Annotated in this window: 22 protein-coding genes and 2 other annotated features; all 22 genes read left to right on the forward strand. The window is 38.9% G+C overall.

The window, feature by feature from the left end; genetic code table 11:
• The first annotated feature begins 607 nt into the window (after nucleotides 1-607).
• Nucleotides 608-1,075, forward strand: coding sequence for a CtsR family transcriptional regulator (locus tag BUB45_RS16815; protein WP_073012498.1), 468 nt, complete (start codon nucleotides 608-610; stop codon nucleotides 1,073-1,075).
• Between the two features lie 14 nt (nucleotides 1,076-1,089).
• The gene (gene mcsA, locus BUB45_RS16820; RefSeq protein ID WP_073012500.1) at nucleotides 1,090-1,638 is read left to right on the forward strand and encodes a protein-arginine kinase activator protein McsA; all 549 of its coding nucleotides are present in this window, start codon (nucleotides 1,090-1,092) and stop codon (nucleotides 1,636-1,638) included.
• Nucleotides 1,635-2,699, forward strand: coding sequence for a protein-arginine kinase McsB (gene mcsB, locus BUB45_RS16825; protein ID WP_073012502.1), 1,065 nt, complete (start codon nucleotides 1,635-1,637; stop codon nucleotides 2,697-2,699). The genes mcsA and mcsB overlap by 4 nt, the downstream gene beginning before the upstream one ends.
• Before the next feature lie 18 nt (nucleotides 2,700-2,717).
• Nucleotides 2,718-5,144 (forward strand): ATP-dependent protease ATP-binding subunit ClpC, encoded by a 2,427-nt coding sequence (clpC, locus tag BUB45_RS16830; RefSeq protein WP_073012503.1) that lies wholly within the window; start codon nucleotides 2,718-2,720, stop codon nucleotides 5,142-5,144.
• Nucleotides 5,145-5,841: 697 nt separating this feature from the next.
• Nucleotides 5,842-7,215, forward strand: coding sequence for a DNA repair protein RadA (radA, locus tag BUB45_RS16835; protein WP_073012506.1), 1,374 nt, complete (start codon nucleotides 5,842-5,844; stop codon nucleotides 7,213-7,215).
• A gap of 209 nt (nucleotides 7,216-7,424) precedes the next feature.
• On the forward strand, nucleotides 7,425-8,522 hold the full coding sequence (locus tag BUB45_RS16840; RefSeq protein ID WP_073012680.1) for a PIN/TRAM domain-containing protein: 1,098 nt from the start codon (nucleotides 7,425-7,427) through the stop codon (nucleotides 8,520-8,522).
• Nucleotides 8,523-8,829: 307 nt separating this feature from the next.
• Entirely contained in the window at nucleotides 8,830-10,299 is a 1,470-nt protein-coding gene (gene gltX / locus BUB45_RS16845) for a glutamate--tRNA ligase (RefSeq protein WP_073012508.1), read from the forward strand.
• 45 nt (nucleotides 10,300-10,344) lie between these two features.
• Nucleotides 10,345-10,562, forward strand: a binding site (T-box leader).
• Between the two features lie 510 nt (nucleotides 10,563-11,072).
• A complete protein-coding gene (gene cysE, locus BUB45_RS16850; protein ID WP_073012511.1) occupies nucleotides 11,073-11,735 on the forward strand; it encodes a serine O-acetyltransferase in 663 nt (220 codons plus the stop codon).
• On the forward strand, nucleotides 11,725-13,125 hold the full coding sequence (gene cysS / locus BUB45_RS16855) for a cysteine--tRNA ligase (RefSeq protein ID WP_073012514.1): 1,401 nt from the start codon (nucleotides 11,725-11,727) through the stop codon (nucleotides 13,123-13,125). The genes cysE and cysS overlap by 11 nt, the downstream gene beginning before the upstream one ends.
• Before the next feature lie 2 nt (nucleotides 13,126-13,127).
• A complete protein-coding gene (locus tag BUB45_RS16860) occupies nucleotides 13,128-13,553 on the forward strand; it encodes a Mini-ribonuclease 3 (protein ID WP_073012517.1) in 426 nt (141 codons plus the stop codon).
• Complete coding sequence (rlmB, locus tag BUB45_RS16865; protein ID WP_073012520.1) at nucleotides 13,528-14,274, forward strand: 23S rRNA (guanosine(2251)-2'-O)-methyltransferase RlmB; 747 nt, start codon at nucleotides 13,528-13,530, stop codon at nucleotides 14,272-14,274. Before BUB45_RS16860 ends, rlmB begins: the two co-directional genes overlap by 26 nt.
• A 3-nt stretch (nucleotides 14,275-14,277) precedes the next feature.
• Nucleotides 14,278-14,787: an NYN domain-containing protein gene (locus BUB45_RS16870; protein WP_073012522.1), complete on the forward strand. Its 510-nt coding sequence runs from the start codon at nucleotides 14,278-14,280 to the stop codon at nucleotides 14,785-14,787.
• A 119-nt stretch (nucleotides 14,788-14,906) separates the two neighbouring features.
• On the forward strand, nucleotides 14,907-15,536 hold the full coding sequence (sigH, locus tag BUB45_RS16875; protein ID WP_084723783.1) for an RNA polymerase sporulation sigma factor SigH: 630 nt from the start codon (nucleotides 14,907-14,909) through the stop codon (nucleotides 15,534-15,536).
• A 72-nt stretch (nucleotides 15,537-15,608) separates the two neighbouring features.
• Nucleotides 15,609-15,758: a 50S ribosomal protein L33 gene (gene rpmG / locus BUB45_RS16880; RefSeq protein WP_073012526.1), complete on the forward strand. Its 150-nt coding sequence runs from the start codon at nucleotides 15,609-15,611 to the stop codon at nucleotides 15,756-15,758.
• A 76-nt stretch (nucleotides 15,759-15,834) separates the two neighbouring features.
• Nucleotides 15,835-16,002, forward strand: coding sequence for a preprotein translocase subunit SecE (secE, locus tag BUB45_RS16885; RefSeq protein WP_073012528.1), 168 nt, complete (start codon nucleotides 15,835-15,837; stop codon nucleotides 16,000-16,002).
• 242 nt (nucleotides 16,003-16,244) lie between these two features.
• The gene (gene nusG / locus BUB45_RS16890) at nucleotides 16,245-16,781 is read left to right on the forward strand and encodes a transcription termination/antitermination protein NusG (protein ID WP_073012531.1); all 537 of its coding nucleotides are present in this window, start codon (nucleotides 16,245-16,247) and stop codon (nucleotides 16,779-16,781) included.
• Between the two features lie 319 nt (nucleotides 16,782-17,100).
• On the forward strand, nucleotides 17,101-17,526 hold the full coding sequence (gene rplK / locus BUB45_RS16895; RefSeq protein ID WP_019375547.1) for a 50S ribosomal protein L11: 426 nt from the start codon (nucleotides 17,101-17,103) through the stop codon (nucleotides 17,524-17,526).
• Between the two features lie 220 nt (nucleotides 17,527-17,746).
• On the forward strand, nucleotides 17,747-18,442 hold the full coding sequence (gene rplA / locus BUB45_RS16900) for a 50S ribosomal protein L1 (protein WP_073012537.1): 696 nt from the start codon (nucleotides 17,747-17,749) through the stop codon (nucleotides 18,440-18,442).
• Between the two features lie 49 nt (nucleotides 18,443-18,491).
• Nucleotides 18,492-18,642: a sequence feature (ribosomal protein L10 leader region), on the forward strand.
• 49 nt (nucleotides 18,643-18,691) lie between these two features.
• Nucleotides 18,692-19,192 carry a 50S ribosomal protein L10 gene (rplJ, locus tag BUB45_RS16905; protein WP_073012540.1) on the forward strand — a complete coding sequence of 167 codons (501 nt, stop codon included), beginning with the start codon at nucleotides 18,692-18,694 and terminating at the stop codon, nucleotides 19,190-19,192.
• 46 nt (nucleotides 19,193-19,238) lie between these two features.
• Nucleotides 19,239-19,604, forward strand: a complete 366-nt coding sequence (gene rplL / locus BUB45_RS16910) for a 50S ribosomal protein L7/L12 (RefSeq protein ID WP_073012543.1) — start codon at nucleotides 19,239-19,241, stop codon at nucleotides 19,602-19,604.
• Between the two features lie 140 nt (nucleotides 19,605-19,744).
• On the forward strand, nucleotides 19,745-20,347 hold the full coding sequence (locus BUB45_RS16915; protein ID WP_073012546.1) for a class I SAM-dependent methyltransferase: 603 nt from the start codon (nucleotides 19,745-19,747) through the stop codon (nucleotides 20,345-20,347).
• A 390-nt stretch (nucleotides 20,348-20,737) separates the two neighbouring features.
• Nucleotides 20,738-24,274, forward strand: a complete 3,537-nt coding sequence (rpoB, locus tag BUB45_RS16920) for a DNA-directed RNA polymerase subunit beta (protein ID WP_073012549.1) — start codon at nucleotides 20,738-20,740, stop codon at nucleotides 24,272-24,274.
• The last annotated feature ends 158 nt before the right edge of the window (nucleotides 24,275-24,432 follow it).

The raw sequence follows: 24,432 nt of genomic DNA on the forward strand, positions 1-24,432 counted from the left end.
CCGGCAATTTTTATACAATCGGGCAATGACCCTGTAGGAAAGCAACGCCGGCCCCACTTCATGGATAGACCGAACGAAGGAATGTATGCGCGAAGACGCTGTGAGATGTGGGAGGGTTTGTCACCATGAGTATTGTGGGATGAGAAGGTGCGATCATAGCAGTGAAAATTCCCATTTTTTTCAAAAAGAGAAGGATGGCTTATTAAGTGCACCCTTCTACATTAAAATTATGCTTACACGGTCTTAAATATCGTTAATGAGTAAAAAATAAAATGAAATTCTAAGAAAAACAAAGAAAACAAGAGAAAACGTTAGTATATAGAGGGAGTTTAAAGGTTTATACTATAAGAAAAAATACGCTATTCGCCATAAGACTTGGCGACAAGCCAAGTTTTTCTAAGGATAATACTGTTTCTCGTACTAACAAGACTTTTGACGTGAAGCTCCATTCATAGAAGGTTTCTTTTATTATGTTTTTTATGAGTTATTTTTGTCTACAATAAACATAGTATTGTATTTGCATCTTCTTTAAATTCCCGTATAATAAAAGTATAGTCAAAGATAGTCAAAGTCAAAATCGTTACTCTGTACAAAAGGGGGTGGGCATATGAGTAATATATCAGATATAATTGAGAGTTATTTGAAGCAAATCCTTCAATCAAAAGGGAAGAATGTAATCGAAATTAAACGAAGTGAGATAGCTGACCAATTTCAATGTGTCCCCTCACAAATTAATTATGTAATTAATACGCGCTTTACTGCTGAAAAAGGTTATATTGTGGAAAGTAAGCGTGGTGGCGGTGGTTTTATTCGAATTATGCGGGTTATTCATCAAGAAGAGTCCAAGTTAATTGATGAAATTATTGAAATGATTAATCCATCTGTATCTCAGCAAAAAGCAGTCGGTATATTAGAAAGATTACTTGAAGAAGAGTTAATTACGGAACGCGAGGCTAAGATTATGTTAAGCGCTATTGAAAGAACGACGCTTCCATTCCAATTGCCTTTACGAGATGAAATTCGTGCACGCGTATTAACATCCATGCTTACAACGCTTAAGTATCTAAATAAATAAAGGGGAGTGTGAACATGCAATGCCAAGAATGTCACAAACGTCCTGCAACACTTCATTTCACACAAGTGATTCAAGGGCAAAAAATGGAGGTTCATGTTTGTAATGTATGTGCAAAGGAAAAAGGGTATATGAACTATTCAGAAGACGGATATTCGTTACATCATTTACTTTCTGGGTTATTTAATTTTGACACCTCCAGCTTGTCAAATCCACATACGGAAAGTTATCATCAGACAAAGGACTTACAATGCCCAAAATGCGAAATGACTTTTTCACAATTTAAGCAAGTAGGAAAATTCGGTTGTGCTATATGTTATGAAACTTTTAACGATCGTTTAGATTCAATATTTCGAAGAGTTCATGCGGGGAATGTAAAGCATAATGGGAAAATTCCTAAACGACAAGGTGGAGATTTGCATAAGAAAAAACAGCTAGAAGATTTAAAACTGCATTTGAAAAAATTAATTGAGAATGAAGAATTTGAAGAAGCAGCAAAAGTTAGAGATCAAATTAAAGCTTTAAATCAAGAAGACGGTCAGGCAGAGGCAGGTGATCAATCATGACTTTGCGGCAATTTATGAATGAAGCGATTAGCCCGTGGATGCGGAAAGACGGTCCAGATAGCGATATTGTTTTAAGTAGCCGCATTCGCCTTGCTCGAAATTTTGCTAATATACCTTATCCAATAGCTGCTGATCCAAAAGATTTAGAGGAAATAAGGAGTTTTTTTCAAGAAAAGTATGAAGGGCAAACTTATGGAGTGTATAAAGATTTAGCATTTGTATCCATTCGTGATCTATCCGCTATTGAAAAACGAGTATTAGTCGAAAAACATTTAATTAGTCCGTTGTTAGCAAAGCAATCTGAAGTTGCAGCTGTGCTTATTTCAGAAAATGAGCAAGTATCTCTTATGATCAATGAAGAAGATCATATTCGCTTGCAACTTTATTTCCCAGGCTTTCAAATAACGGAGGCTCTGCAACAAGCATTCGAATTTGATGATTGGCTAGAAGAAAAAATCAATTACGCTTTTGATGAAAAACGAGGTTACTTGACGAGTTGCCCGACGAATGTAGGAACTGGAATGCGTGCTTCTGTTATGATGCATTTGCCCGCCTTAGTTTTAACAAAACAAATCAATCGCATGATACCAGCAATTAACCAGTTAGGTCTCGTTGTACGAGGTATTTATGGCGAAGGTAGTGAAGCGCAAGGAAACATTTTTCAAATATCTAACCAGATTACGCTTGGAAAATCAGAAGAGGATATCGTTGCTGATTTGCAAAGTGTTGTAAAGCAATTAATTGAACAGGAACGTTATGCGAGACAGCGGATAATGGAGCAATCGAAAGACCAGTTGGAAGATCGAATTTTTCGTTCTTATGGTGTATTGGCATATGCAAGAATTTTAGAATCAAAAGAGGCTGCAACGTGCTTATCCAATGTAAGGTTAGGTATTGACGTAGGTTTATTGAAAAATGTATCAAGAAATATTTTAAATGAACTAATGATTTTGACTCAACCAGGATTTTTACAGCACTATGCCAAAAAAACATTAGCAGCTAGCGAACGTGACCAATTGCGAGCTTCTCTTATTCGTCAACGGTTGCAATTAGAGGAATAGATAGGAGGAAAAGGATATATGATGTCTGGACGTTTTACCGAAAGAGCACAAAAAGTTCTCGCACTCTCCCAAGAGGAGGCTGTAAGGTTAGGGCATAATAATATCGGGACAGAACATATTTTACTAGGGCTTGTCCGTGAAGGAGAAGGTATTGCTGCAAAAGCATTACAATCACTTGGGTTAGAAATATCAAAAATTCAAGAAGAAGTGGAAAAGCTGATTGGCGTAGGGAAACAGCCAATGCAGACAATTCACTATACACCACGTGCAAAAAAAGTGGTAGAACTTTGCCAAGATGAAGCACGTAAGCTTGGACATTCGTATGTTGGTACAGAGCACATACTATTAGGGCTTATCCGCGAGGGAGAGGGCGTTGCTGCTAGGGTTTTAAATAATTTAGGGGTTAGCCTAAACAAGGCTCGACAGCAAGTTTTACAGCTTTTAGGTAGTAATGAATCGCAAACAAATCGTCAGGGACGTGCGCAACAATCCAATGCGAATACCCCAACACTCGATTCCTTAGCACGTGATTTAACGGTGAGTGCAAAAGAAGGGAATATTGACCCCGTTATTGGACGTAGTAAGGAAATCGAACGGGTTATTCAAGTGTTAAGTCGCCGTACGAAAAACAACCCTGTTTTAATTGGTGAGCCGGGTGTAGGAAAAACAGCGGTTGCAGAAGGGCTTGCACAACAAATTATTCAAAATGAAGTACCAGAAACATTACGAGATAAACGCGTGATGACGCTAGATATGGGAACGGTTGTGGCAGGAACAAAATATCGTGGTGAGTTTGAAGATCGTCTGAAAAAGGTAATGGAAGAAATTCGTCAAGCTGGTAACATTATCTTATTTATTGATGAATTGCACACTTTAATTGGCGCCGGTGGGGCAGAAGGTGCAATTGATGCGTCAAATATTTTGAAGCCATCACTTGCCCGTGGTGAGTTACAGTGTATTGGTGCTACGACATTAGATGAGTATCGTAAATATATTGAAAAAGATGCAGCGCTTGAGCGAAGATTCCAGCCTATTCAAGTTGATGAACCAACGTTGGAAGAAACGATCCAAATTTTAAAAGGCTTACGTGATCGTTACGAAGCACATCATCGTGTTACGATAACAGATGAAGCAATTGAAGCAGCTGCTAATCTATCGGATCGCTATATAACTGACCGGTTCTTACCAGATAAGGCGATTGATTTAATTGATGAAGCAGGATCGAAGGTGCGTTTAAAATCCTATACTGTACCACCAAACCTGAAGAAATTAGAACATAAGTTAGAAGAGGTTCGTAAGGAAAAGGATGCAGCTGTACAAAGTCAAGAGTTTGAAAAAGCCGCATCGCTTCGTGATTCCGAGCAACGGTTACGTGAAGAAGTAGCGGAGACGAAGACAAAATGGAAAGAAAAGCAAGGACAAACCGATACGGAGGTTACAGTAGAAGACATTGCAAGTGTTGTATCTATCTGGACAGGTGTCCCTGTAGCGAAGCTAACGAAGGATGAGAGCGATCGTTTGCTTAACATGGAGGAGACCCTTCACAATCGAGTAATCGGCCAAGAAGAAGCTGTAAATGCCGTTTCTAAAGCAATCCGTAGAGCTCGAGCAGGGTTGAAAGATCCGAAACGCCCAATTGGTTCGTTTATATTTTTAGGACCAACAGGGGTTGGGAAAACGGAATTAGCTCGTGCCTTAGCGGAAGCTATGTTTGCGGATGAAGATGCCATGATTCGAATTGATATGTCGGAGTATATGGAAAAGCATGCTACTTCTCGTTTAGTCGGCTCACCTCCTGGCTATGTCGGATATGAAGAAGGCGGTCAACTAACTGAAAAAGTCCGCAGAAAGCCGTATTCCGTTGTGCTTTTGGATGAAGTAGAAAAGGCTCACCCGGAAGTGTTTAATATCTTATTACAAGTTCTTGAAGATGGTCGTTTAACCGACTCCAAAGGTCGCGTGGTAGATTTTCGTAATACGGTATTAATTATGACATCGAATGTTGGTGCAAGCGAATTAAAGCGAAATAAATATGTTGGCTTTAATTTAGGGGAAGAAGATCATGATTATAAAAATATGAAATCAAAAGTAACGGAAGAGCTAAAAAAAGCATTTCGACCAGAATTTTTAAACCGAATCGATGAAACAATCGTTTTTCATTCCTTAGAGAAAAAACATATGAAGCAGATTGTAACGCTAATGATTCAACAACTGCAAAAACGTTTAAAAGATCAAGATATCGAGTTCTCACTAACAGATAAGGCAATTGAAAAGATTGCCAATGAAGGTTTCGATCCTGAATATGGAGCAAGACCCCTTCGTCGTTCGATTCAAAAGAATGTAGAGGATTTATTGTCTGAAGAGCTTTTAAAAGGAACAATTGAAAAAGGCCAAAAAGTAAAAATTGGTTTAAACAATAAGGGAGAATTTATTATACTTCCTTAGTCTTATCTATAAGATGATAAGTAGTAACGGAAATCGGCAGCCATGGTCATGGCCAAAAAGAAGACTTGTTATAGCCAAGTTTTTCTGACAAACAATCCTTTCGTGAGGAGGTAACTTCACGAAAGGATTGTTTATTTAGAACCAAATTGATGGAGCTTTAAGAAATGTATTTATGAAAAAGAAAAGAAGTATAAGAAACAAATATGACCTAATTTGTACTGTAGGAAAGTTTAAGATTGTAAAGTTTTACCGTATAAGAAAAACGACGGCTTATGCGTAAAGACTTGCCGATAAGTAAATTAATAAAATAGATAGGTTTAGGGAAAACGTCCTGCTATGTTGCAATAATATAGATGATGAGAATCATTCTTTTAACGCCAAAATATGTTAAACTGATAAAAATAAGCAATAGAGAGCATAAAATTTTAAGGTTTATCGTATAAGAAAAACGAATGCATTTTATTTAAAAACTTGGCGATAACCAAGTTTTTCGAATAACCAAAACACTAGCTTTTACGTAAAGCGAAGCAACAAGAAGCGCTTTTCGAAAAAAGTGAAACTATTTTTAGCTTTAAGCAGTATGTAATAGGTAAGATTTGTGGCACGACTATGGAATTCCTATTCAAATTGATAGGAACCTGTAACTTTATCATTGTTAAAATCGTATATAATAGATAAGTGAAGGGGTAGTGGTAGGTTGGCGAAGCGTAAAACGAAATTTGTTTGTCAGGAATGTGGGTATGAAGTAGCAAAATGGCTTGGGAAGTGTCCCGGTTGTAACAATTGGAATACGTTTGTAGAAGAGATTGAAATTACTGGTGGGAGACAAAAGCAGTCCTTTCAAACAGGTAATAGGTCAGTAGGAAAGCCTGAAAAAATTACAGCAATTAAATCACAACAAGAACCGAGAGTGACAACAGATATGAAAGAGTTTAACCGTGTGCTCGGCGGCGGCATTGTACCAGGCTCTCTCGTTCTAGTTGGTGGGGATCCAGGTATTGGAAAGTCTACCCTATTATTGCAAATATCATCTCAATTGGCAGATAAAAGTTTGTCTGTTTTATATATTTCCGGAGAAGAATCAACGAGACAGACGAAGTTGCGTGCTGATCGTTTAGGTGTAACTTCCGACGAGTTATATGTGTTAGCAGAAACAAATTTACTTGATATAGCAAATCAAATTGAAGCAATAAAACCATCATTTGTCGTTATTGATTCTATTCAAACGGTCTATCGTGAAGAGATTACGAGTGCACCGGGCAGTGTTTCTCAAGTAAGAGAATGTACATCTGAATTAATGAAAATCGCTAAAACGAATGGAATACCCATCTTTATTGTGGGACACGTGACGAAAGAGGGGACGATTGCTGGCCCAAGACTCCTAGAGCATATGGTGGACGCTGTGCTATATTTTGAAGGGGAGCGTCATCATACGTACCGCATTTTAAGAGGTGTGAAAAATCGGTTTGGTAGTACGAATGAAATGGGCATCTTTGAGATGAAGGAGGCAGGGCTACGCGAAGTTTTAAATCCTTCAGAAATATTTTTGGAAGAACGTTCACAAGGAGCTTCGGGGTCTACCGTCGTAGCTTCTATGGAGGGAACAAGACCAGTATTGGTAGAGATACAGGCATTAATCTCTCCTACAGCGTTTGGTAACCCTCGTAGAATGGCGACAGGAGTAGATCAGAACCGTGTTCCACTACTGATGGCAGTGTTAGAAAAGCGTGTCGGTTTAATGCTGCAAAACCAAGATGCATATATTAAAGTTGCTGGTGGTGTTAGACTTGATGAACCTGCCATTGACTTAGCAATTGCTGTTAGTATTGCTTCTAGCTTCCGTGATCAACCAACAAAGCCGGAAGATATTTTTATTGGGGAAGTTGGACTGACGGGAGAGATAAGACGGGTATCTCGCATTGAACAACGTGTTCAAGAAGCTGCCAAACTAGGATTTAAACGCGTTATCTGTCCTAAAAATAATTTAGGAGGTTGGACAACGCCAAATAACATCGAAATTATCGGTGTAAACACGGTACAAGAAGCATTACAAATCGGGGTAAGTAGATAAGTTTTGTTTTTATTTCATTAGTAAGAAGTATAAATGAAAGGTTTGTAGGATAAGGGCGTTTGAAAATGCTTATTTACTCCAACGTTTAAAGGATTGTTCATTACTTGGAAGTTTATAAACTATCATATGGAAATTATTTCATTATAAATATTATTCAAGGATTATTTTTTTTCATCTTAGGCAATAATATAAGTTAGGAGGTGGCATTGCTGATGAAAAAGATTGTGCATTTGTTTTTCATTATTTTAGGAGGAACTATAGGTTATCTTTATGTTCCTTTGTTTTTAGCTTTATTAAATATTGCCGATGCTAATTGGATGTTCTCTCCCTATATAGGAATGGCGATCGGTGCTATTATTTTCTTTCTCATATCATATTGGCTTGTCGATTATATTGTAGGGTTTTTAAAATGGATAGAGGAAGCACTTATTCGTCTACCTGCTGGTGATTTATTTTCAGGGACGTTAGGTTTGATGGCTGGTTTAATTATCGCGTATTTAATCACCATACCTTTGGGAGATCTTAATGTATTAGTTTCACAAGTTCTTCCATTATTTATAACGATTATATTAGGGTATCTAGGTTTTCAAGTCGGTTTTCGCCGTCGTGAAGATATTGTCAATTTATTTAATATGAATCGTAAGGAAAAAGAAAAGCGAAAAATCCCAGAAAGTGATGTAACAAATACAACCATACAACCTAAAGCAAAGATATTGGATACAAGTGTCATTATTGATGGACGGATCGCTGACATTTGCCAGACGAACTTCTTGGAAGGAACGGTTGTTATTCCGCAATTCGTACTTGGCGAGCTGCAACATATTGCTGATTCCTCTGATGTATTAAAGAGAAACCGTGGACGTAGAGGTTTAGACGTGTTAAATCGGATTCAGAAAGATTTGCCTGTAAAAGTGGAAATCTATGAAGGCGACTTCGAAGATATTCATGAGGTGGATAGCAAATTAATCAAATTGGCTAAAGTAATTGACGGGATCGTTGTAACCAATGACTTTAACTTGAATAAAGTTTGTGACTTGCAAAGTGTGTCTGTATTAAACATTAATGATTTGGCGAATGCTGTGAAGCCTGTTGTCTTGCCTGGCGAAGAATTAACCGTACATGTTATAAAAGATGGGAAAGAACATAATCAAGGGGTCGCTTACCTTGATGATGGAACCATGATTGTTGTGGAAGAAGGTAGAGACTATATCGGCAAAACAATCGAAGTGTTAATTACGAGTGTCTTGCAAACGTCTGCTGGACGAATGATATTTGCAAAACCAAAATTACTTGAAAAAGCTCTATAAAAAGGTATAACATATAAAGGATGAACAAAAGTGATAACAATCATTGTTATCACTTTTGTTATACGAGCAAGAACCGTATAATTTAATATAGAATTTTAAAAGCAAGCCTTAGTCATACAGGAAATATCCTGTATCACATTTTAAGTTTCTAAAACATAGGAGTATGATTCATTTTCTTTTACCTTAGGAAAGTATAAAGTTTTAAGGTTTATAGTATAAGAAAAACAACAGCGTTTTTCCGCCATAAAGAGTTGGCGGTAAGCTAAATTTATCTAATTCATGTTTAATTGTAGAAAGGGGAAGGACCATGACGAATCAGGTTCGAGTACGTTATGCACCAAGTCCAACAGGTCATTTGCATATCGGAAACGCACGTACAGCATTATTTAATTACTTATATGCGAAACATTTTAATGGAAAGATGATTATTCGCATTGAAGACACAGATGATAAACGAAACGTAGAAGGCGGCGAAGAAAGTCAGCTAAAGTTTTTAAATTGGTTAGGGGTTGAATGGGATGAAGGCGCTGATGTAGGTGGGGATTACGGTCCGTACCGTCAGATGGAACGTCTTGATATTTATCAAAAATATGTGGACGAGCTGTTAGAAAGAGGCTTAGCATACAAGTGCTATATGACAGAGGAGGAGCTTGAAGCGGAAAGAGAGCAACAGCGCGCTAACGGCCAAGTTCCAAAATATTCCGGAGCCCATCGTGATTTAACGGAAGCACAAATCGCAGCCTTTGAACAGGAAGGTCGTTTACCAAGTATCCGTATGCGAGTTCCTGAAAATAAAACATATACATTTAATGATATTGTAAGAGGCGATATTACTTTTGAATCTAGTGATTTTGGTGATTGGGTTATTGTAAAGAAAAACGGTATTCCCACGTACAACTTTGCTGTAGCTATTGATGACCATCTAATGGAAATTACACACGTATTGCGGGGAGAAGAACATATTTCCAATACTCCAAAACAATTGATGATATATGATGCATTTGGTTGGCAGCCGCCAAAATTTGGCCATATGACACTGATTCTTAATGAAGAACGGAAAAAATTAAGCAAGCGTGACCAGCATATTATTCAATTTATTGAACAGTACCATGACTTAGGCTATTTGCCAGAAGCTTTGTTTAATTTTATTACGTTACTAGGTTGGTCTCCGGTTGGGGAAGAGGAAATTTTTGATAAGCCAACTTTAATTGATATCTTTGATCCAAATCGATTATCTACGTCTGCGGCCATCTTTGACCGTCATAAATTGAAATGGATGAATAATGCGTATATAAAATCTGCAGATCTTTCAGAAGTGATTGACTTGGCGCTACCACATTTAGTAAAGGCTGAAAAGCTGCCGACCGATATGGACGAAGAGACAAGAGTTTGGGTTGAGAAGGTCATTGCATTATACAAAGAGCAATTGCGTTATGGTGCAGAAATTGTAGAATTAACGGAGATGTTTTTCTCTAAAGAGCTCAGCTTTGATGACGCTGCTTGGGAAGTTCTTGAAGGAGAGCAAGTTCCAGAGGTATTACAAGTCTTCACAGATAAGCTTCTTCATTTGGATGAATTTACAGCCGATTCAATTAAAGCTCAGATTAAAGCAACACAAAAAGAAACGGGGCATCGAGGTAAGAAACTATTTATGCCGATCCGTGTAGCTACTACGGGACAAACTCATGGTCCAGAATTACCGATGGCAATTGAACTACTCGGAAAAGATACCGTCATTAGCCATTTAGACGCTGTATTAAAGAAACTTAAAGCGTAATGATTCACAACTTACGTAAAATGTAATATAGTAATATTACATAAATAAGGAACGATGACGAGGGAAAGTAAAAAGCAATAAACTAACACAGAGAGAATCACCTTGGCTGGAAGTGATTTTTAGGATTGCTTTTGAAGTGCTCCTCTGAAGTCCGTTATGGAATAGTAGTACATAACGGCGGCGCTTACCGTTATAAGTTTAAGTTGGAAGGAATTTATTTATCCTTCAAACAGAGTGGAACCGCGCATGAAAGCGTCTCTGAGTATGCATACCCAGAGGCGCTTTTTAGTTTGTTTAATTATAAAATTTAGCAGCTGTGGATAAACTTACTAAGTTATTTAGCCACGTCCGGTTCCGGCGCCAGCAACTAGGCGACTTCACTCCATTGTCCTAAGCTAAGTCATCATCGGTTCGTTCTAAATAGGAAGGCCGACTAAAGACGGGCTTGCCGGAGGGCGCCGGCATACTCCTGTTGCAGGAGCATGATTTCTAAAACTTTCGTTGATTCGTTCCAGTCGCTACGTTGCTAACCGGGCGCCCCGAGCCTTTGTTCTGGTTCATTGTTATCAATCCTTTGCTATACACCGTGAATGTAAGCCGCAACCAATGACCGTGTTATTTAGCACGAAAGGAGCTACTATTGTTAATGAAAGTAGATGTCTAACAAAGGAGATTTTGCAGAAAAAGCTTTACGGCTAAGAATGAAGCTAAATATATCGATAAGTTTTACATCCATTATGTATTACATTAATCATGGGGAAGGAGGCTGGAGGATGGGCATTTGGAAACGAATGAAAGATGATATGGATGCTGTATTCGAGCAGGACCCAGCTGCACGCTCTTATTTTGAAGTTTTCTTAACGTATTCAGGTCTTCATGCTGTTTGGTCGCACCGTATTGCCCACGCGTTATATAAGCGTAAAATGTTTTTTATTGCCCGTGTCATCTCACAAATGAACCGTTTTTTTACTGGAATTGAAATTCACCCAGGTGCGATAATTGGTAGACGTTTATTTATTGACCATGGAATGGGGGTCGTTATTGGTGAAACATGTGAAATTGGCGATAATGTAACGATTTTTCAAGGGGTAACGTTAGGCGGTACTGGAAAAGAAAAGGGGAAGCGGCATCCGACGATAAAAGATAATGTGCTAATTGCAACAGGAGCCAAAGTGCTTGGATCCATAACAATTGGGGAAAGCGCAAAAGTAGGTGGCGGGTCTGTTGTTTTAAAGGATGTGCCCGATCATGCTACCGTTGTCGGTATCCCGGGAAAAATTGTAAAGCACCGCGGGGAAAAGGTTACTAAAGACTTAAATCATCACAAACTTCCTGATCCAGTAGCAAATCGATGTGAATATTTACAGCGGGAAATTGATGCTTTAAAGGAAGAAATAGTTAAATTAAAGGAAGGGAAAAAACACGATGTCCATTAAAATATACAATACGTTAACACGTGAAAAAGAAGTGTTTAAACCAATAGAACCGGGCAAAGTGAGCATGTATGTTTGCGGACCGACTGTATATAACTATATTCATATTGGTAATGCAAGACCTGCAATTGTCTTTGATACAGTGAGACGTTATTTAGAGTACAAGGGTTTTGAAGTAGATTATGTGCTCAATTTTACGGATGTGGACGATAAGTTAATTAAAGTTGCCAATGAGCTCGGTAAGGAAGTGCCAGAGGTAGCTAACCGATTTATTTCCGCTTATTTAGAAGATGTTGGTGCTTTAGGGGTAAAAGAAGCTACGCATAACCCTCGAGTAACAGAAACAATGGCTGATATTATCGCCTTTATTGAGAAGCTTATTGAAACAGGTGTTGCTTATGAAGTACAAGGTGATGTCTATTTTAAACCTCGGGAGTTTAAAGGATATGGAAAGTTATCTCATCAATCTGTCGATGAGCTAAGGTCTGGAGCTCGAATTCAAGTTGGTGAAAAGAAAACAGATCCACTCGACTTTGCTTTATGGAAAAAGGCAAAGGATGGAGAAATTGCTTGGGATTCGCCGTGGGGAAAAGGGCGCCCCGGATGGCATATTGAGTGCTCTGCCATGGTAAAAAAATACCTTGGCGAGACAATTGATATTCATGCAGGAGGGCAAGATCTTGCTTTTCCACACCATGAGAACGAAATAGCACAATCGGAAGCTCTGACGGGAAAAACATTTGCTAACTATTGGATGCATAATGGTTATATTAATATTGATAATGAAAAAATGTCCAAATCACTAGGCAACTTTTTATTAGCTCGCGATTTAATCCAACAGTATGATCCACAAGTCATTCGTTTCTTTATGCTTAGTGTTCATTATCGTCACCCGATTAACTTTTCTGAGGAGTTATTACAAAGCGCAGAAAACAGTTTAGAGCGAATAAAAACAGCTTATTTTAATTTAGAGCACCGCAAATCTTCTAGCATGGATCTTGTAGATCATAAAGAGGATTGGTTGCAAAAGCTAGCTCAATGGAGCCAGCAATTTGAGGCGGAGATGGATGATGACTTTCATACTGCCAATGCAATTTCGGTTCTTTTTGAAGTAGCGAAAGAAGCGAATGTCTACTTGCAACAAAAACAGACATCAAGCGAGGTAATTGCAGCTTTCCAACAAGTCATACGCGCTTTCTTAAAGGTGCTTGGAATTGAATTAGAGGTGAACCAGCAGCTACTAGATGCAGAGATTGAGGCATTAATTGAAGAACGTAATACCGCAAGAAAAGCTCGTAATTTCGCTCGCGCTGATGAAATTAGAGATATACTAAAAGAAAAAAATATTGTTTTGGAAGATACGCCTCAAGGAGTACGATGGAAAAGAGGATAACCATGGAGCAAGATGTAAAACAAATGAAGAGCCTTGCCCTTGCCTATATGGGAGATGCTGTCTATGAATTGTATGTAAGAGAGCACCTCCTTCAACAAGGTCAAGTAAAACCACAGCAATTACATCAACGAGCAATCCGTTATGTGTCAGGAAAAGCGCAAGCAACTGTTGTTCGTCACTGGCTAAAGGTAGACAAGTTAACCGCAGAAGAAGTACGAGTAGTGACGAGAGGAAGAAATGCAAAGTCGGGATCTATTCCCAAAAACATACGCGTTCAAACGTATCGCTACAGTACAGCCTTTGAAGCATTAATCGGTTATCTTTATTTAGGAAATGATAAAGAACGGTTAGAACAACTTATTGATGAAGCGATACAGTTAACAGAAAGGAGTGGAACCGAATATGGATCAGGAGCTGATAATTGGTAAGAATCCTGTTATAGAAGCGATGAAGTCTGGAAGGTCGATAAATAAAGTGTTTATATCCGAACAGTTAAATTCTTCCGTACAAACAAAGTTTTTTCAATTAGGAAAAACGGCACATACTGTCGTCCAAAAAGTTCCCAAACATAAATTAGATCAGTTAGCTAAAGGAGGAAACCATCAAGGGGTGGTCGCATATGTCGCATCGTATACATATGCAACGCTAGATGACCTATTTCACCAAGCTGAAAAACGAAATGAAGCAGCATTCTTTTTGATTTTAGATGAATTAGAAGACCCGCATAATTTAGGTTCTATTTTACGGACGGCAGATGCTGTAGGGGCACACGGTGTCATTATTCCAAAGCGTCGTTCCGTAGGTTTAACTGCAACTGTAGCCAAAACAGCAGCTGGGGCAATGGAGCATGTTCCGGTTGTTCGCGTAACGAATATTGCTAATACTATTGAAGCCTTAAAGGAACGCAATATTTGGGTAGTTGGTACAGAAGCGGATGCATCAGAGGATTATCGGCAATTAGAAGGTACGCTGCCGCTTGCTATTGTAGTGGGAAACGAAGGGAAAGGGATGAGCCGTCTAGTAAAGAAAAAATGTGATTGGACAGTAAGCTTACCCATGAAGGGGAAGGTATCCTCTCTTAACGCTTCCGTTGCTTGTAGCCTTTTATTATATGAGGTGTATCGGAAAAGGAATCCTTATGGTGATTAAGCGATGATTGTTGTCATTGTAGATGGATATAACATCATTGGGGCATGGGATGAACTTCAGCGGTTAAAAGAAAAAGATATTGGGCAAGCCCGAGATCGTTTAATTGAATGGATGGCTGAATACCAAGCGTATTCAGGTTTTCGTGTTATTGTTGTATTTGATGCTTATTATGTACACGGGGTAGAAACAAAAACAACTGCATATAACGTAGAAGTTATTTATACAAAAGAAAAAGAAACAGCCGATGAATGTATTGAAAAATTAGTCAAAGAGGTAAAAGATATTCGTACGCAAGTTTATGTAGCAACATCTGATTTTGCAGAGCAACGAACAATTTTTGGAAGTGGAGCTTTAAGGAAATCGGCTCGAGAGCTCTGGATAGAAACGAATAATATACAACAGAACATTGAAAAAACGATAGAAAAGCATTATAAGAAACAAGCAAATTCAAAAATTATATTAGATGCGAAAACGTTAGAGACTTTTGAAAAATGGAGAAGAGGGAAGATATAGAACTGCTAACACTCTCACTTCTCTAATATTGACTACTTTAAAGCGCTTCCTGTATAATAAGCTTTAAATGGACTGTGTGTAGTCGGGGGGGCATCTTGGTGAATGTCAATCAAATAGAGATGAGCGATCAACGCTTAAATAAGCTGGACGATGAGAGTATTGTGCAGCTTATTCATCAGGGGAACAGTCACGCTTTAAATTATTTGATACAGAAGTATCGTAATTTTGTACGTGCAAAAGCACGGACGTATTTTTTAATTGGCGCGGATAAAGAGGACATTGTTCAAGAAGGAATGATCGGCTTATATAAGGCTATTCGCGATTATGATGGGAAAAAGCTATCCTCATTTAAAGCTTTTGCTGAATTATGTGTAACAAGGCAAATCATTACAGCGATTAAGACAGCGACAAGACAAAAACACATTCCGCTAAATTCGTATGTGTCTTTGGACAAGCCGATTTATGATGAGGAGACAGATCGCACTTTATTAGATGTCATCGCAGGATCAAAAGATATTGATCCGCAAGAACTGCTTGTAAACCAGGAAAAATATGGAGACGTCGAAGCGAAATTATCAGAATTGTTGAGCGGATTAGAGAAGAAAGTACTGCAACTTTATTTAGATGGAAGGACGTACCATGAAATATCTGTTGCACTTAATCGTCATGTTAAGTCGATCGATAATGCACTACAACGAGTAAAGCGTAAATTGGAGCAGTTAATTGCAGAGGCGGAAATTACTTCATAGGGAGGATTGACACATTTTTGCAACCATGCTAGAGTAAAATAGTATTAGAAACTCTCCGCTCGAGGTGAGGGAATGAATAAGAAAATCACTTTAGCGTGTGCAGTTTGTGCTAGTAGAAATTATACAACGAATAAAAATGTATCCACACAACCTGTACGGCTTGAAGTAAATAAGTATTGTAAACATTGTGGTAAACATACATTGCATCGGGAAACAAAATAGATTTTCGCGATGTAATGTGCGAAATAATAGCATGACTATAACAAAGTCGTCATTTTCAGGTGTAGGGGGTACAAGCATGTTTCGTTTTTTTAAAAACGTTTCAAGAGAAATGAAGAAAGTTAGCTGGCCGAATCGCAAAGAGTTAACAAGCTATACCATAACGGTTATTACAACGGTTGCTTTTATAGCATTATTCTTCTTTTTAATTGACCTTGGAATCACGCAAATTTTAAACTTACTTTGATTTTACTAATGATTGAATATTTGTGTTGGTTTTATGCTATAATGATAAGGAAATAAATAATGAGTTTCTGTGGAACCCGGTATCAATCGGGTTTTTTAGGTTGGAGCAAAAAAGCCTAACATATATAGTTTATTCGTGATATGAATTTAAAAACGTTGCATGTCTGGTGCAGAAATAAATTGGAATGAAATTCTGTATTGTATAAAAAAGGGAGGGAAGGACAAGAACTGTTGTCCAAATAAATGGAAAAAAATTGGTATGTCGTACATACGTATTCTGGTTATGAAAATAAAGTGAAAACGAACTTAGAAAAGCGTGTGGAGTCCATGGGGATGGAAGATAAAATATTTCGCGTTATTGTTCCCGAGGATGAAGAGACAGAAATAAAAAACGGCAAGAAAAAGGTAACGAAGAAGAAATTCTTCCCAGGATACGTGCTCACAGAGATGATTATGACAGATGATTCATGGTATGTCGTTCGAAATACTCCTGGAGTAACAGGGTTTATTGGTTCAAGTGGTGGTGGAACGAAGCCAACGCCGTTATTGCCAGAAGAAGTAGAAACAGTATTAAAACGTATGGGTGTTGCGGAAAATCCTGTACAATTTAATTTTGAAATTAAAGAGAATGTTCGTGTGACCGATGGGCCGTTTACTGATTTCACTGGTACTGTTGAAAGCATAGACACAGATAAGCAAAAGGTTAAAGTTCACGTAAATATGTTCGGAAGAGAAACCCCTGTAGAATTAGATTTCTCGCAAATAGAGAAGCTCAATTAGCTGAGTAAGATTTTTTGATAATACCCTGCTTTTTTCTAATAGCAGAACAGCAAGCGATAGCGCGGTTGTTGTGGGAGTTACCATTCCTGAGAAGTGGGAGTCTACAATGCATATAGCGTTAGAGGTATCATGAAATTAGTAAAGGAAAATCACGAAGTCCCTTAGAAAATGATTGCAATATCCTTGCATTTTTCTGATATTCATGCTAAAATTCTTTTGTTATTCTTGTGACTAGCCATTCGGTTAGAACAATAGGAGTGGGAGGGGAAAAACGAGTGTCCCCTATTACCACATCACGGACTTTAAGGAGGTGTGTCTCGTGGCTAAAAAAGTGATTAAACTTGTAAAATTACAAATCCCAGCTGGTAAAGCGAACCCGGCACCACCAGTAGGACCAGCACTTGGTCAAGCAGGTGTTAATATCATGGGCTTTTGTAAAGAATTTAACGCACGTACGCAAGATCAAGCGGGTATGATTATCCCTGTTGAGATAACAGTGTTTGAAGACCGTTCGTTTACGTTTATTACAAAAACTCCACCAGCAGCTGTTTTGCTTAAAAAAGCAGCAGGCATTGAAACTGCTTCTGGTGAACCAAATCGTAATAAAGTAGCAACAGTTAAGCGCGATAAAGTAAAAGAAATTGCAGAAACAAAAATGCCTGACTTAAATGCTGCTGATGTAGAAGCAGCGATGCGCATGGTTGAAGGAACAGCGCGTAGTATGGGTATTACCATCGAAGACTAATTGCGCTTCGCTTTCGTGATGTTTGTTGTGAATGATTGTATTATTTGATTTTTTGAAGTCACTAGTACGGTATAGGTTGCGGTTGGATTCCCTACGCAACCTTTTTCGTGAAGTGGATGACTTCTCTATAGTTCGTCATCCACTTTGCCTTTATAAAAGCGTGTTTGCTTTTATAAGTGGGAGGTAATACCGTTATAACCACATTTGAGGAGGAAATAAAATGGCTAAAAAAGGAAAAAAACATCAAGAAGCATTGAAGCTTGTTGATCGTTCGAAAGCGTATGAAGTATCAGAAGCAATTGCGCTTGTAAAAGAAGCTGCCAAAGCTAATTTCGATGAAACAGTTGAAGCTGCTTTTCGTTTAGGCGTTGATCCTAAGAAAGCAGATCAGCAAATCAGAGGAGCGATGGTTTTACCACATGGTACCGGTAAAACACAGCGTGTGCTTGTTTTCGCAAAAGGTGAAAAGGCGAAAGAAGCGGAAGCTGCTGGAGCTGACTATGTAGGAGATACAGATTACATTAACAAAATCAACCAAGGTTGGTTCGACTTCGATGTAGTTGTTGCAACTCCGGACATGATGGCAGAAGTAGGTAAATTAGGGCGGGTATTAGGTCCAAAAGGTCTTATGCCAAACCCTAAGACTGGAACAGTTACATTTGATGTAGAAAAGGCTATCAACGATGTCAAAGCTGGTAAAGTAGAATATCGTGTCGATAAGTCTTCCAATGTGCATGTTCCAATTGGTAAAGTTTCATTCGATAACGAGAAGTTAATTGAAAACTTTGTTGCTATTACAGAAACACTTGTAAAAGTGAAGCCGCAAGCTGCTAAAGGAACGTATATGAAGAATGCGTCTGTGTCTTCTACAATGGGACCAGGAATTCGCGTTGATGTTTCTAGCATGGTGCGCTAATAAAAAGTGTTGACTTTATCAGTATGTTTCGCTATACTGTAATCTGTATTTAATAGAATAGGATGTACCGTAGACAGTAGGAGCGTCTTTGCGCTTAATTATCCTGCCGAGGTGTTTATAGATAAATTGGATATATACGGTTTATATTCCAATCGATGAATAAGCTCTCATGTCTACGTGAGGGCTTTTTATTTGCGCTTATGTGCCAAATCGATACGGTATAATCACGATTTTTTAGGAGGTGGAAGAATGTCTAGTATTATTGAGCAAAAGAAACAATTAGTAGAAGAAATTAAAGATAAGCTTGTTTCTAGTGAAACGGTCGTAGTAGTGGATTATCGTGGTTTAGATGTTGCTGCAGTAACCGAACTACGTAAACAACTACGTGAAGAAGGTGTTGATTTCAAAGTCTACAAAAACACCATGACTCGTCGTGCAGTAGAAGCTGCTGAACTAAACGAGCTAAGTGATGTTTTAGTTGGCCCTTCTGCGCTTGCATTTAGCAAAGATGATGCTGTAGCTCCAGCTCGCATTATTAAAAAATTCGCTAAAGAAAATGAGGCACTTGAAATCAAAGGTGGCGTGATTCAAGGTAGTGTTGCTACAATCGACCAATTGCAAGAGCTTGCCGATCTTCCGAATTACGAAGGTATGGTCTCTATGCTTCTTAGCGTGCTTCAAGCACCGATCCGTAATCTTGCATATGCAGCAAAAGCGGTGGCAGAACAAAAAGAAGAACAAGGCGCATAATTTGCGTGTAGCGGTATAAAAAAACAATTTTTAGGAGGAAAAAATCATGACGAAAGAACAAATCATTGAAGCAGTAAAAGAAATGACTGTACTAGAACTAAATGATTTAGTAAAAGCAATTGAAGAAGAATTTGGAGTAACAGCTGCAGCACCTGTAGCGGTAGCTGGTGCTGCTGGTGGCGCTGAAGCTGCTGAAGAGCAAACAGAATTTGACGTTGTTCTTAACGACGCTGGTGCATCAAAAATCAAAGTTGTTAAAGCAGTACGTGAAATCACTGGTCTAGGATTAAAAGATGCGAAAGAATTAGTTGACAATGCTCCAAAACCTGTAAAAGAAGGCGTGTCTAAAGAGGATGCTGAAGAAGTTAAAGGTAAGTTAGAAGAAGCAGGCGCAACTGTAGAAGTGAAGTAATTTTGTTCAAAATGAGCTCGTCGTAATGATTGCGGCGGGCTTTCTATATACCTCAGTCTTATTTCATGGAATCATCAGTTTGCTTGAGCGTGCATACGTAGCTGATGAGCGTCTTCAATAAAAACAAAGTAGGTGCTGGAATGAGTGAGCATTACTTTTCACAAAAACCCCAAACGATAAGTTCACCAAAAACATGGCTATACAATGCGAATGGAAAAAAATACATCTTTACAAGTGATGTAGGTGTGTTCTCGAAAAATGAAGTCGATTTCGGAAGTCGCTTTTTATTGGAACAGTTTACTCCTCCTGATATAATAGGAGATTTCTTGGATCTTGGTTGTGGATATGGACCGATCGGTATAACGGTAGCAGACCGATATAAAGATCGACATATTGTAATGGTTGATATTAATGAGCGAGCATTGGAACTAGCGAAAAAAAATGCAGCGCAAAATACGGTGGAAAATATTACGTGTTTGCAAAGTGATAAATTATCAGCTGTTATGGATCGAAAGTTTGCAGCTATAATTACAAACCCGCCAATTCGAGCTGGTAAGTTGGTTGTGCATGAGATGTTTGAGCAAGCAGAGCAAGTATTATTTCAAGGTGGGGCTTTATGGGTGGTAATCCAAAAAAAGCAAGGAGCGCCTTCAGCGAAGAAAAAATTGGAGCAATTGTTCGCAGAAGTAGATACCGTCGCTAAGCGTAAAGGTTATTATATATTTCGAGCAGTTAAGGTTTGACCAAGAGGATGTCTTGTGGTAAGATAGGAAAATGCTAACATGGCGCTTATTATGTCAAGCGAATAAAGAAATAAGGCACTAGTATATTTTTAGATTGTTGGGAAACAATGGTAAAATAGGTGTTTTATTTGTTTTTTGCTAGTGTAAAGCGCAGAGTTTTTTATGTAATGTAACTTTGCATGATTATACTAATTTTGTTGATATTCGAAAAACCAAGGGGGCTTTTCGCTTCTTTAAGCATGTGTTCAAAAAGTCGTGATGTCGATCTAGATAGCATGGTCGCTTTATCGAATTTTTAGCTAGCCTGTTTTGCTTGGTTTTTCTTATTATAATAAATTTTACGTAGAATGACAATCTACGAATAAATGGATGATTTAAGGGGTGAAGCAGTTGACAGGACAACTAGTTCAATATGGGCGGCACCGCCAGCGCAGAAGCTACGCACGAATCAGCGAAGTGCTAGAATTGCCGAATTTAATTGAAATCCAAACAGCTTCTTATGATTGGTTTTTAGAGGAAGGGCTTCGAGAAATGTTTAAAGATATTTCTCCAATCGAAGACTTTACAGGCAATTTATCACTAGAGTTTGTTGACTACAGTTTAGGAGAGCCCAAATATCCTGTGGATGAATCGAAAGAGCGAGATGTTACGTATAATGCTCCGCTTCGTGTGAAGGTTCGTTTAATTAATAATGAAACCGGTGAAGTGAAAGAACAGGAAGTGTTTATGGGCGATTTTCCTTTAATGACAGATACAGGAACGTTTGTTATTAATGGAGCAGAACGTGTCATTGTATCTCAGCTCGTAAGGTCGCCAAGCGTGTATTACAATGAAAAAATTGATAAAAATGGTAAACGAGGCGTAGCTGCAACCGTTATTCCAAATCGTGGTGCATGGTTGGAATTTGAAACGGACGCAAAGGATGTTGTCCATGTCCGAATTGATCGTACACGTAAATTGCCAATCACCGTATTATTGCGAGCGCTTGGTTTTGGTGATGATCAGGAAATCATTGAACTCATTGGGGAGAATGAATACCTGAAAAACACGCTTGAAAAGGATAATACGGAAACAACAGAAAAGGCATTATTGGAAATTTATGAGCGTTTACGTCCTGGTGAGCCTCCTACCGTTGAAAATGCAAAAAGCTTGCTCGTATCTCGCTTTTTTGACCCAAAGCGTTATGACTTAGCGCATGTAGGTCGTTATAAAATGAATAAAAAGCTGCATATAAAAAACCGCTTGTTTAACCAAGTATTAGCTGAAACTATTGTCGATCCTGAAACTGGGGAAGTGTTAGCTGAAAAAGGTGATAAGCTGGAAAGAAAGCTATTAGATAAATTAATTCCTTATCTAGAACGCGAAGAAGATAAGTTAGGTTATAAGGAATTACAACCAAAAGAAGGCGTGTTGGATGAGTCCATTCATTTGCAGTCTGTAAAAATTGTTGACCCTACAGACCCAAGTGGAGAAAGAGTGTTAAATATAATCGGAAATGCTGGTGTTGATGCAAGTGTGAAAAATATTACGCCTGCTGACATATTAGCATCCATTAGTTATTTCTTTAACTTGTTGCATCAAGTAGGAGGGACAGATGATATTGATCATCTAGGTAACCGTAGACTTCGTTCTGTAGGAGAACTTTTACAGAATCAATTTCGTATCGGGTTATCTCGAATGGAGCGTGTGGTACGTGAAAGAATGTCCATTCAAGACACGTCTAGCATAACGCCACAGCAATTAATTAATATTCGTCCCGTCATTGCGTCCATCAAGGAGTTCTTTGGTAGCTCCCAATTGTCACAGTTTATGGATCAAACGAATCCGCTCGCTGAATTAACGCATAAACGACGTTTATCCGCACTAGGCCCGGGTGGTTTAACAAGAGAGCGTGCAGGGTTTGAAGTTCGTGACGTTCACTACTCTCACTATGGCCGTATGTGCCCAATTGAGACACCAGAAGGACCGAACATCGGATTAATCAACTCACTTTCCAGCTATGCGAAAGTGAATAAATTCGGATTTATTGAAACGCCTTACCGACGTGTGGACCCAGAGACAGGCAAAGTAACTGCCCACATTGATTATCTAACTGCTGACGAAGAGGATAACTATATCGTTGCGCAAGCTAACGCAAAATTGGATGATGATGGCACGTTTGCTGAAGACGAGGTAATCGCGCGTTTCCGTGGGGAAAACACGATTGTCGCTAGAGAAAAACTCGATTATATGGATGTATCACCAAAGCAGGTCGTATCTGCCGCAACAGCATGTATTCCTTTCCTTGAGAATGATGACTCTAACCGTGCATTGATGGGTGCGAACATGCAACGTCAAGCTGTTCCATTAATGCAACCAGAAGCGCCAATTGTTGGAACAGGGATGGAATATGTGAACGGGAAGGACTCTGGAGCTGCTGTTATTTGTCGCCATGAAGGTGTTGTAGAGCGTGTAGAAGCCAAACAGGTACTTGTACGCCGAACGTCCGTTGTTGATGGGCGCGAAGTAAAAGGTGACCTCGATCAGTATAAGTTACAAAAATATATACGTTCTAACCAAGGAACTTGCTATAACCAACGCCCGATTGTAAGCGAAGGCGACCGCGTTATGAAAGGAGAAATCCTTGCTGATGGCCCTTCTATGGAAGACGGAGAATTAGCACTTGGCCGAAACGTACTCGTCGGTTTTATGACGTGGGAAGGTTATAACTACGAGGATGCTATTATCATGAGTGAACGCCTTGTGAAAGATGATGTGTATACATCGATCCATATTGAAGAATATGAATCGGAGGCGCGTGATACGAAATTAGGTCCAGAAGAAATTACAAGAGATATTCCTAATGTTGGTGAAGATGCATTAAAGAACCTCAATGAGTATGGAATTATTCGCGTTGGTGCTGAAGTAACAGATGGAGATATTTTGGTTGGGAAAGTAACGCCAAAAGGTGTAACGGAGCTATCCGCTGAAGAGCGTTTGTTGCATGCTATCTTTGGTGAAAAAGCACGAGAAGTTCGTGATACTTCCCTGCGTGTGCCGCATGGTGCTGGAGGTATTGTGCTTGATGTGAAAATCTTTAACCGCGAGGATGGCGATGAACTTCCACCAGGAGTTAATGAGCTTGTACGTGTATATATCGTACAGAAACGGAAGATTCACGAAGGCGATAAGATGGCAGGACGTCACGGAAATAAGGGTGTTATCTCTAAAATTCTTCCTGAAGAAGATATGCCTTTCTTGCCTAATGGAACGCCAATTGACATTATGTTAAACCCATTAGGGGTACCATCTCGTATGAATATCGGACAGGTGTTTGAGCTCCATTTAGGAATGGCGGCGCGTGCACTAGGCATTCATGTTGCCACACCAGTATTTGATGGAGCGACAGAAGACGATGTTTGGGAAACATTAGAAGAAGCTGGTATGCCTCGTGATGCGAAAACGATTCTTTATGACGGGAGATCTGGAGAGCCATTTGACAATCGAGTATCTGTTGGTGTTATGTATATGATTAAGCTTGCTCATATGGTAGACGATAAATTACATGCTCGTTCTACTGGACCATACTCCCTTGTAACGCAACAGCCATTGGGTGGTAAAGCGCAATTTGGTGGTCAGCGTTTTGGAGAGATGGAAGTGTGGGCTTTAGAAGCTTACGGTGCAGCATATACCCTACAGGAAATTCTAACGGTTAAATCAGATGATGTAGTGGGACGTGTGAAAGCATACGAATCCATTGTCAAAGGGGATAATGTACCTGAACCAGGAGTCCCTGAATCCTTCAAGGTACTTATCAAAGAGCTGCAAAGTCTAGGTATGGATGTAAAAATGTTATCCAGTGATGAAAAAGAGATTGACATGATGGAACTAGAAGAAGAAGATACACAACAAGCTAGTAAGCTAAATATAGAAGTGGAAGAAAGCTAAATAAAGGATAAGGGCAGCTTTACATTGTAAGGCTGACCTTCAAATTCTCTTATAAATACGAGGCGACAAGTCAAGTATTTTTAATAATTTGCACCAAAAGTATTGATTACAAGAATAGTTGTTAGTTGCAGTGAACAGTAGCTTAGAGGAAATAATAT

The organism is Virgibacillus chiguensis (genome assembly GCF_900129865.1).
In the GTDB taxonomy this organism is placed as follows: Bacteria; Bacillota; Bacilli; order Bacillales; family Amphibacillaceae; genus Virgibacillus; species Virgibacillus chiguensis.

Bases quoted from the DNA above. Each gene is read 5' to 3' on its own strand.
- BUB45_RS16815 (WP_073012498.1), top strand. From the start codon at position 608: ATGAGTAATATATCAGATATAATTGAGAGTTATTTGAAGCAAATCCTT.
- mcsA (WP_073012500.1), top strand. From the start codon at position 1,090: ATGCAATGCCAAGAATGTCACAAACGTCCTGCAACACTTCATTTCACA.
- mcsB (WP_073012502.1), top strand. From the start codon at position 1,635: ATGACTTTGCGGCAATTTATGAATGAAGCGATTAGCCCGTGGATGCGG.
- clpC (WP_073012503.1), top strand. From the start codon at position 2,718: ATGATGTCTGGACGTTTTACCGAAAGAGCACAAAAAGTTCTCGCACTC.
- gltX (WP_073012508.1), top strand. From the start codon at position 8,830: ATGACGAATCAGGTTCGAGTACGTTATGCACCAAGTCCAACAGGTCAT.
- cysE (WP_073012511.1), top strand. From the start codon at position 11,073: ATGGGCATTTGGAAACGAATGAAAGATGATATGGATGCTGTATTCGAG.
- cysS (WP_073012514.1), top strand. From the start codon at position 11,725: ATGTCCATTAAAATATACAATACGTTAACACGTGAAAAAGAAGTGTTT.
- BUB45_RS16860 (WP_073012517.1), top strand. From the start codon at position 13,128: ATGGAGCAAGATGTAAAACAAATGAAGAGCCTTGCCCTTGCCTATATG.
- rlmB (WP_073012520.1), top strand. From the start codon at position 13,528: ATGGATCAGGAGCTGATAATTGGTAAGAATCCTGTTATAGAAGCGATG.
- BUB45_RS16870 (WP_073012522.1), top strand. From the start codon at position 14,278: ATGATTGTTGTCATTGTAGATGGATATAACATCATTGGGGCATGGGAT.
- sigH (WP_084723783.1), top strand. From the start codon at position 14,907: ATGAGCGATCAACGCTTAAATAAGCTGGACGATGAGAGTATTGTGCAG.
- rpmG (WP_073012526.1), top strand. From the start codon at position 15,609: ATGAATAAGAAAATCACTTTAGCGTGTGCAGTTTGTGCTAGTAGAAAT.
- secE (WP_073012528.1), top strand. From the start codon at position 15,835: ATGTTTCGTTTTTTTAAAAACGTTTCAAGAGAAATGAAGAAAGTTAGC.
- nusG (WP_073012531.1), top strand. From the start codon at position 16,245: ATGGAAAAAAATTGGTATGTCGTACATACGTATTCTGGTTATGAAAAT.
- rplA (WP_073012537.1), top strand. From the start codon at position 17,747: ATGGCTAAAAAAGGAAAAAAACATCAAGAAGCATTGAAGCTTGTTGAT.
- rplJ (WP_073012540.1), top strand. From the start codon at position 18,692: ATGTCTAGTATTATTGAGCAAAAGAAACAATTAGTAGAAGAAATTAAA.
- rplL (WP_073012543.1), top strand. From the start codon at position 19,239: ATGACGAAAGAACAAATCATTGAAGCAGTAAAAGAAATGACTGTACTA.
- BUB45_RS16915 (WP_073012546.1), top strand. From the start codon at position 19,745: ATGAGTGAGCATTACTTTTCACAAAAACCCCAAACGATAAGTTCACCA.